Annotated in this window: 1 rRNA gene; it reads right to left on the bottom strand. The window is 54.5% G+C overall.

Annotated features, from left to right (window positions below):
- Positions 1-345 (bottom strand): 23S ribosomal RNA (locus SB773_RS30560); the annotation flags it as partial.

Genomic DNA, 345 nt, shown 5'->3' with positions numbered 1-345 from the left:
CTGCCTTTACACTCTACGAATGATTTCCGACCATTCTGAGGGAACCTTTGGGCGCCTCCGTTACCTTTTAGGAGGCGACCGCCCCAGTCAAACTGCCCACCTGGCATGGTCCTCTCGCCCGATAAGGGCGACGAGTTAGAAACTCCGTACATCAAGGGTGGTATCCCACCGACAGCTCCACAGAGGCTGGCGCCCCTGCTTCTCAGCTTCCCACCTATCCTGTACATGATGCACAAAGTTCCAATACCAGGCTACAGTAAAGCTCCATGGGGTCTTTCCGTCTTGTCGCGGGTAACCTGCATCTTCACAGGTATTATGATTTCACCGGGTCTCTTGCCGAGACAG

This window comes from Bacillus sp. SIMBA_074, from assembly GCF_046534555.1.
GTDB lineage: Bacteria > Bacillota > Bacilli > Bacillales > Bacillaceae_G > Bacillus_A > Bacillus_A mycoides.
Note: the sequence above shows the minus strand (reverse complement) of the source record. Positions and strands in the feature narration are given on the sequence as shown.